This is a genomic window from candidate division KSB1 bacterium (assembly GCA_022562085.1).
Classification (GTDB): Bacteria; Zhuqueibacterota; Zhuqueibacteria; order Oceanimicrobiales; family Oceanimicrobiaceae; genus Oceanimicrobium.
This window is the reverse complement of record JADFPY010000194.1, coordinates 1-8,364: the sequence shown is the minus strand read 5'-3', so window position 1 is coordinate 8,364 and position 8,364 is coordinate 1. Positions and strand designations below refer to the sequence as shown.

At 46.1% G+C, this 8,364-nt stretch carries 7 protein-coding genes; 6 read left to right on the top strand and 1 reads right to left on the bottom strand.

What is annotated here, in order from left to right; genetic code table 11:
• Positions 1 to 55: 55 nt before the first annotated feature.
• The gene (locus tag IH879_14920) at positions 56 to 2,107 is read right to left on the bottom strand and encodes a T9SS type A sorting domain-containing protein (GenBank protein MCH7676225.1); all 2,052 of its coding nucleotides are present in this window, start codon (positions 2,105 to 2,107) and stop codon (positions 56 to 58) included.
• Between the two features lie 466 nt (positions 2,108 to 2,573).
• Between IH879_14920 and IH879_14915 the strand changes: the two genes are divergently transcribed.
• From IH879_14915 to IH879_14890, 6 genes are all read left to right on the top strand, one after another.
• Entirely contained in the window at positions 2,574 to 2,720 is a 147-nt protein-coding gene (locus IH879_14915) for a hypothetical protein (GenBank protein MCH7676224.1), read from the top strand.
• Positions 2,721 to 2,920: 200 nt separating this feature from the next.
• Positions 2,921 to 3,991 carry a DUF2911 domain-containing protein gene (locus IH879_14910; GenBank protein MCH7676223.1) on the top strand — a complete coding sequence of 357 codons (1,071 nt, stop codon included), beginning with the start codon at positions 2,921 to 2,923 and terminating at the stop codon, positions 3,989 to 3,991.
• Between the two features lie 266 nt (positions 3,992 to 4,257).
• The gene (locus IH879_14905) at positions 4,258 to 4,962 is read left to right on the top strand and encodes a hypothetical protein (protein MCH7676222.1); all 705 of its coding nucleotides are present in this window, start codon (positions 4,258 to 4,260) and stop codon (positions 4,960 to 4,962) included.
• A 1,272-nt stretch (positions 4,963 to 6,234) separates the two neighbouring features.
• Positions 6,235 to 6,708, top strand: a complete 474-nt coding sequence (locus tag IH879_14900; protein ID MCH7676221.1) for a YbaK/EbsC family protein — start codon at positions 6,235 to 6,237, stop codon at positions 6,706 to 6,708.
• Between the two features lie 178 nt (positions 6,709 to 6,886).
• On the top strand, positions 6,887 to 7,246 hold the full coding sequence (locus tag IH879_14895; protein MCH7676220.1) for a hypothetical protein: 360 nt from the start codon (positions 6,887 to 6,889) through the stop codon (positions 7,244 to 7,246).
• Between the two features lie 211 nt (positions 7,247 to 7,457).
• A partial coding sequence (locus IH879_14890; protein MCH7676219.1) for a hypothetical protein occupies positions 7,458 to 8,364 on the top strand: 907 nt, incomplete at its 3' end.

Below are 8,364 nucleotides of genomic sequence, written 5' to 3'. Positions count from 1 at the left end.
CTTATAATAACTCCCTCCCCGAGGCCACGGGGGAGGGATTCTAAAATCGTGCTCATTACCTCACGAGCAACATTTTCCTGCTTTGTTTGAATTCGCCGCTTTTCAAAAGGTAAATGTAGACACCACTCGGTACCTGCTTCCCATTTTCATCCGTGGCATTCCAGCTCAGGCGATACGAACCTGCCGCTTGAATTTCATTAACTATGGTTCTGATCTTCTGGCCCAACAAATTGAAGATCGTCAGCTCCACTTGAGTTGTTGCGGGCAAATGATAGGTAATCTCTGTTGTCGGATTGAACGGGTTGGGATAATTTTGCTGCAATGTAAATTTTTCGACGATCCCAGGCTTATTTTCTATACCGGTAAGAAGGGCGCACGTTGTTGACTCTATGAAAATTTCAAAGTTTTGCTCATTGGTATAGTAACCAATGCGCCAGACTGCCTTTTCCGGATCTTCCGATATGCCTCTGGACAACTCGGCATTGATATAAGCATCCGGGTATTGTGCCCTGAAATTCTCACTCGCTTGCTGGGCAATAGCCACCGCATCTGTACTGCTGCAAAAATTTTCCGGTAACGCATCTAATGAGGGGACACCATAATCGACGGCCCCCGTGTCCAGGACAGCTCCTGAGACCACGATAAATTTCAAGACAGAATCCAGTGCGACGGAATGATAGATGAATCCCCATGCAGTACTCAAGCCGTTCGGAGTCACCTCTCTTTCACTGCCTATTTTTACTAGAACCGCATCGGACGCCCAGCTTTGCGCAGACTGCTTGGCTGCATCCAGGTTGGTGCTCGCTTCTGAGGCCAGCAGTGCACCGGTTTCTGCATTAATTTCAATGTGATGCCATTTTTCTGCATCATCCGACCAGTAGTAAAAATTCCAGACGGCCAGATCGCCGATTGTTTTACTTGAAAAATCCAATTTTCTACGATTGGCGGACCTCTTTGCTAGAAAAGACTTATTAAGTTGCGCGGTCCCGGAGGATGAGTCATCCTCATAATACAAATGAAAATATTCCAGAGAGGCATCAACCTCCGCATCACCATAGGCGGCCCTGAAATCGCTGCCTCCGTTGGTGTCAGCAACGAGCATAGCAGCATCGCTGTCTACCCAGGTCTCGGGAAGCGGTGTGACGTCAGGCTCATGGTCATCATCAAAACCTTCCGAGATCACCAAATCCGCAAAAATAAAGAATTCATTATATTCGTTCAGAGAGGGGGAAAAGTAAACATAGGACCAGCCGTAAGACTGGCCGCCTGTGCTTATTTCTTCAGAGCGGATCCCGACCAATTCAGCATCGGCAGCCCAGGACTGTGCCTCACTTTCAACATCAGTGAATCGACTTCTGGCGGTTTGCAGCACGGGTTCTACCAGGTCAATACTAATTCCGGAAAGCGCATTGCCGCCAGAAACGACAACCGAATCCGGTACCCCATCAGCATTTTGGTCATAGAATCCCATGGCATCTCCATCTGAAGGGTCGACCTCGCCATTGCCATTGGTATCCATGACCGAGATTGGATAATAGGTGCCGTCAGGTACATAATTTATGGTGAAGGATGAGGATGTTACCACACCCACATGCATTAGGTCATCCTCGAACAACTCCTCAAAAAGAGCCACCAGAGCCCCGTTGGCCGGATTGCCCTGGAAGGATACAGTTCCGGACACAGTGCCGGATGGCAAGGAACTGCCAGTGGTAAAGTTCATCACATAGGGTCTATCGAGTGCTTCACCGCCCTGACTCCTCGCGCCGGTGAGCAGTACTGTAAATCGTGTATCTGCTGGTAATTCGACACCCGATACCGTCACGGTTCTCATATCTGAACTCAGGCTAATATCGGGGTCAGTTTCCGCCGAATCTTCCGGGAAAATTTCGATGGCCAGAAAAAAATCATCCGGTTCTTCAAATCGTGCTGTGGTATCCAAAGCGGAACTGAAGGTGAACTGAAACGTAGCAGGACTTGCCACGTTGACGGCACCATCCGCGGGCGTTGAGGATACCAGCGTGAACTGTGCAAAAGCAGGATCCAAAGGCAGAAGCCAGATGCTGCCAACGATGAGCAGAGTTCCCATAAGCCTGTAAAAATGTGTCATATTCTTTCTCCTTGTTAAATTATGTCTTTGAGGTAATTTTGTAGGACTGACTTACAAAAAAGAACTTGAAATAATATCGTCCTGTCGCCCGGAGAACTACAGCCGCACAGGATTAAGTTTCATTAAAAAAACAAGCTTTCTTTTTGCTTGACATTTCAGACAGTCGCTACCAAAAACTGCACCCCGACAAAATCCTAATCTAACAGGAAAAAGCCATGTTGTCCCCTTGGATTGCCGTTTGTTACCCTGGTATTTTCATTTTGCCGGCTTACAAATTCTTTTTGTCAGGTAAAAGCATGCTTTCCCGTTTTTCTGGCCGAGAATATTTTTCTTGACTAATTGTTAGTAATTTTACATTTTGCAAATAAGATAATCTCCTGCCCGAAAAAAACAAGGATACGCAAATGGCGATGCCATTTTCCAATCTCGGACCAAACCGCACCGTGGCTTTGAAACGGGAGCAAGCTTGACAATTACAGAATGGGATTCTTATGAAAGTATAAAAAAGTTTGCCGGAGCAGATTTTGAAAAAGCAAGATATTATCCGGAAGATGAAAAGTACCTCCTGAAGTTCGAAGATAATGTTGCGCATTACGAAACTTTTGAATATTAAAAAAAATCTATTTTCTCAATAAAAAAATTACAAATTAGCGTATAAAAAATAGTCATGCAGGTTCGTCCTCCTGAACCCAACCCGCAGACTGGTTTTAGGTGATTTGTGGAACTTTTGAAGAGATAACAAATCTCGTAAATTGTCGTAATAAGGATAATCCTTTTTTTAATTAAACCCAAACAAACTCCAGGAGGGTAATCATGAGAAGTATCATGAAATGTTCAACTGCACTATTTTTTCTGGCCAGTTTCGCTATGGTGTCTTTTCACGCCACATCTGGCCAGGCTCAGTTAAGAAACCTGCCCAGAGTAAGCCCCGCAGCCTCTGTCACTCAGAGGATTGGCATAACCGATATCACCATCGACTACCATCGGCCCGGAGTTAAAGATCGGGTAATCTGGGGGAAACTGGTTCCTTACAACGGCCGGATTCCGTGGCGGGCCGGCGCGAATGACAACACCACCATTACTTTTACCCATGATGTGACTATCGAAAATCAGCAGGTTCCCGCAGGCACTTACGGCGTGCATATGAACCCGACCGAAGGAGAATGGACAATCTCCTTCAGTAAGAATCACACTTCCTGGGGGAGCTTTTTCTACAAACCAGAAGAAGATGCTGTCCGCATCACTGTCACTCCACAAAAAGTTGAGCACACCGAGTGGCTGAACTACGGTTTTGAAGACCTGACGGATAATTCTGCGGTGGCATACCTGCGATGGGAAGAGCTCAAAGTGCCCTTTAAGATTGAGGTCGACCTCCACGAAATTGTTCTCGGAAGTATTCGCAATGAACTGAGAACCCTGCCGGCTTTTAGCTGGCGTGGCTGGCATGATGCAGCCAGATATTGCTTGCGAAACGATATCATCGATGAAGAGGCGATGGGCTGGATCGATGAATCGGTTAAGCGGGAAAAGAACTTCAACAATTTACAAGTAAAATCTCAGCTGCTGGCAAAAGCTGACAAGCCCAAGGAATCGGAAGACACTATGAACCAGGCTGTAGAGATGGCCAACCAGGCTCAGCTCAACCGGTATAGCCGTCAGCTCCTCGGTGAAGACAAAACGGATAAGGCCATCGCGATGTTCAAGCTGAACGTGAAACGCCATCCGAAAGAGTGGAGAGTTTATGACAGTCTTGCCGAAGCATACGAGAAAAAAGGGGACCGCAAGGCAGCGATGAAAAATTACAAGAAAGCTCTCAGTAAGGCTCCCGACGACCAGAAAGAACGGATCCAAAACGCCTTAGCCAAAATTGAAGGTACGAACTAAGTCGACAAGAAAAGAGTCCATGTCTTCAGGGGAAGACGTTTCTAACTTGCAACCTGAATAAGTGTGAAATGGCCTGCAACTTAACCCTTTGAAGCTGTGAACATTTTGAGCTCACTTTTTTTGGCACCATTCTGAGCATCTTTCTACCGGCATTCCATTGGAAGTCGGTCGGCAAAAGTCCCGTGAAACAAATTCGTGAGAAAGGAGAAGTGATGTTAAATAAGGGTCACTTTAGGTACTGCATCCTATCCATTGTCACCGGTGCAATGTTTTTTAGTTGCTCAAATCAACCGGATGCTAAGTCAATCACTGACGCTGCCATCATCGCTCATGGAGGTCATCGATATGAATCTTCAATTATCGAGTTCGAGTTTCGTGGCCGCTATTTTTCGGTCGAGCGCAACGGCGGTTTGTTTACGTACAAGCATACTTTTGAAGATACTGCCGGTACCATTTCTGATAACTTAAGCAACGAGGGATTCTATCGGGAAATTAATGGAGAATCCGTGGGGCTTTCAGAGCACGAGCAAAGCCGCTTCTCGGAAACAGTGAACTCTGTGGTCTACTTTGCCCTTCTGCCTCATTTTCTAAATGACCTCGCGGTGCAAAAACGCTATATTGGTAAAGGCACGGTCAAAGGAGAGCCTTACCACAAGATCGAAGTGAGCTTTCGCAAGGAAGGCGGCGGCAAAGACTATTCGGATGTCTTCACCTACTGGTTTCACCAGGATAAACACACCATGGATTATCTGGCATATCGCTATCATCGTGACGGAGGCGGTACCCGTTTCCGGGCAGCATTTAACCAACGACGAATCAACGGAATTCTGTTCGCGGATTATCACAACTACAAAGGTCCTGAATCCGACACCTCGACCGTAGATTACGACCAACGTTTTGAGCGTGGGCAGCTTACCAAAGTGTCTGAAGTGATTCTCGCAAATGTCGAGGTGAGGATATTGTCCAATTAGCCATGAGGTTGGGTTAGTGCTCCCGAACCCAGCGCAAATCAAAACTTTTACTGGAAGTAGCTTTAGAGAATAAAGATGTTGGGTTCAAAAAAAATGAACGCAAACTTCGAATAAGAATTTAACTTCTTAAGGTTTTGAAGAACGTTAGGGTCAATCCGGAAAACAAATGGCTACATGTAGGAATAAAGCATCAGAACAAAAATGCCTATATGTAGGAAACTCAGTTGCCTATATATAGGAATATTTGAATTTTGTTCCTATATGGAATTTGTTCCTGCATGTAGGCACATAAAATCCAAAGAATGTTCTATTCAATTATAAGTTATGTTGTAATATTGTGTATAAATATCAGGCAATTAACAAATTGTTCACTTCATACACTTGGCAGAAGCCAATGAAAGTGCGGACGATTTGTTTAATCAGACAAGGCGAATAAGATGCAAACTTCTGGCATCCGACTTTTTCCTTTTATTGCTTTGCCAACATTCGTGGGCCTCCTTGGCTTGACTATCTTGTTCATCGGTGCTTATAGACTGAGACAGATTGCGGAGTGGATCAGCAATGACTCTCACAAACACCTATTACCCTACGTTATTGCGGTTATTTTGGCCATTTCTTACCCGCTAGGACTTCTAGTAAATCGCTTCTTACAGTGGCTATTCATACCTCGGGAGGGTACAATACAGCGGACTGAATATATGGAGATACTCAATAAGAATTCTAATGGCCTGATCGTGAAGGAACTGGAAGTCAAGTACGGGTTCCTGTTGTTCTGGCGACTTTCCGCTGTTGCTATGCTCGGTTTAGGAGTAGGCTTCTCACGTATTTGGTATGATGGTAATGTCGATGGTGCATTTGGACTGTTAGTTAGCCTAATACTGTTCACCGTCTTGTTCTACGTACATAGAAGGAGGGACAAGACAATCGAAAATTGGGGGAGGAAGTGATGAAGGTATTGGATATTACTCCTCAGGATAGTAAAGAAACTGAGGATTCTTAGGCATAAGTATCGTTCAGTCGACGAGAAAATCTAATAGAAGAGGGCCGAAGGTTTAGAGTAAGTCTGAGTTTCATGAGCTCATTTCAGGGGTAACAAACATAACGATCGGCTGCACTGGACACTGCCAGCCTACAAATCCTTTACAGGGCTACTTTGTTCATTGGGATATTCTGCTAGATAGCATTGTAAGAGGTCGTCTGGCAGCGCCCAGTGAGCGTCACGTTATGTCGCTTTGCGGCAAATGCCGTTGTTATAGATTCTGGGAGAATCCAATAATGATATTACCCTCGCATGAATATCTTGATAATAAAGAAATCCCCTACCGAACACTTGAATTTCCGGAATCAACCGCCAAAGGTGCGGCGCCCGTAGCTCAAGCGCTAGGCTTTCGTGAGCGACAGATGGTCAAGACGTTGATTTTTGAGTCAGACCGGGGTGAACGAGTCTTAATTATGCTTGGTGGTGACCAATCCGCAAAATCGGGAAAGCTTAAGAAAGCAATTGGATCTCGAAATATTAAGATGGCTTCAGCGGAAACGGTTAAAGGGGTTACAGGATACGAAATCGGTTCGATTCCTCCCTTTCATTGGCAACCGCCGCAATTTCGCACTTTTCTCGAAGCAAGCCTTTTGGACGAAAAAGAGTTAGGGGTCGGTACTGGTAAGTGGGGGCACGAAATTATTATTTCTCCTTCAGATTTAGTTAGAGCTTCTAAAGCTACGGTCGTTTCGCTAATACCAAATTGATATTAGACTCTGTGGTTGAGCGACATAACCAAACGGCGGATTTGAGCCCGCTCCGCGGTCCAAATCGTCCTGGCCGTTATACCTCTTAGAGAAACCGATTGATGAAGAGGCAATACTTAGAGATTACTTTCTTGGGAAGTGCGATGCTGCCAAACTTTCTTCCGACCCGGGTGGATCGATGGTTCGTAAAGAATCCGTCGTTCGGCATCCTATCGAAAACATGTCGGAAAATTTCTTGGTGATTCCTGACCACTTAGTAAAGCTGTGCGATGACGTTCTATCTGAAAAGCTATCCGCAGAGAGTCTTCAAGCAATTGGGTTCTGCCTTGTTGCATCTGACCACTTCGAATGGGGCGGTGACACCGACGAAGGTGCAAGAGTTGCCGATACTGTGCTTGATTGGGCCTCGCCTGAAATCAACTATGATCTGAATACGAGCAATATTGCCAAGTCCGTCAAAGCCTACTCAAAGGCGGAAACCCGTTCAAGAATGAGGACGCGGTATAACCAAAGGCAGGACCGGATTTCCGGCCTCTAAATTCTGTGGTAGTTTGTAATGCTGAGCTGGCCGGAAACCGGTCAGCCTGACGTGTTATATCGTAATCTTAAAGTCAGGAAGTATTTGAGTGATGTTTGCTGCGTAAGGGTTTAACCTGATGGAGGTGGTGAGGAACACCACCGTGTGAAGGAATCTCTGGCTTTTGTTCTTGTCAGCCAAATCACAAATTATAGCTATTCATTAGAAGGATATGAAAGCAGGGAGAAGGAAAATAAACGATTCGAGCCAGCTAATTCGGTGGCTTTGCCAAATTCTTACCATCAGCATTGCTGTTCCAGTGGTGCATCTCTTCTTAGAGATTACACCAAACCTTTATGGGCAATCTAAGAAGACTGCTCATAAGGGCTACACAATTGATGAAAAAGGTCCGGCACGTTCAGGCGGATCATACAAGACGTCGCGTCAATTCAACTCGGCTGTTGTCGGTGCTCCACGTTCCGACCAGGCAATAATGCTGCCTAGTTTGCCGGCGACAATTGGTATTGCCTTTGAGGGCTTTGGTTTCGCCGACAACCCCACTGTAAATGGCGGGTTTGTTTTTATTCCGTCGGATCCCATGGCCGCGGCTGGCACGGATCGTCTGGTTGCAGTCGTGAATACAATGATCGAGATGCGCGATAAGACTGGAATGCCACTTGTGCCCTTTCAGGGCCTTAAGGATTTCTTTTCGCCGTTGGGAGGGTTGCCCACAACTTTAGAAACATTCACCTTCGATCCCAAGGTGATTTACGACCAGTTCGAGGACCGCTTTGTGGTAGTGGATCTCGAACAAACAGACGCGACGGATTCATTGGGTGCCGTGGACGAATCCCGCATCCTGCTGGCCGTTTCGAAAACCGCCGCCCCAGCAACCCTCACCTCAGCAGATTGGTATTTCCATGCCATTGATTCGAAAATAGATATCGATTTAGGGCCTGCAACCGGCATTGTCCCGCATTGGGCAGACTACCCTGGCTTTGAAGTGGATGAGGAAGCGGTCTATATTACCAACAATATGTTCAGCTTTGATAGCTTCGGTGGAACCATGGGGGGCGTGCGGTTATGGATTGTCGACAAAGGTGTAGTTGGCGGATTCTACAGTGGTGGCTCGACAACGG

Coding starts and splice junctions, on each gene's coding strand:
- IH879_14920 (MCH7676225.1), bottom strand. CDS start 2,107: ATGACACATTTTTACAGGCTTATGGGAACTCTGCTCATCGTTGGCAGC.
- IH879_14910 (MCH7676223.1), top strand. CDS start 2,921: ATGAGAAGTATCATGAAATGTTCAACTGCACTATTTTTTCTGGCCAGT.
- IH879_14905 (MCH7676222.1), top strand. CDS start 4,258: ATGTTTTTTAGTTGCTCAAATCAACCGGATGCTAAGTCAATCACTGAC.
- IH879_14895 (MCH7676220.1), top strand. CDS start 6,887: ATGGTTCGTAAAGAATCCGTCGTTCGGCATCCTATCGAAAACATGTCG.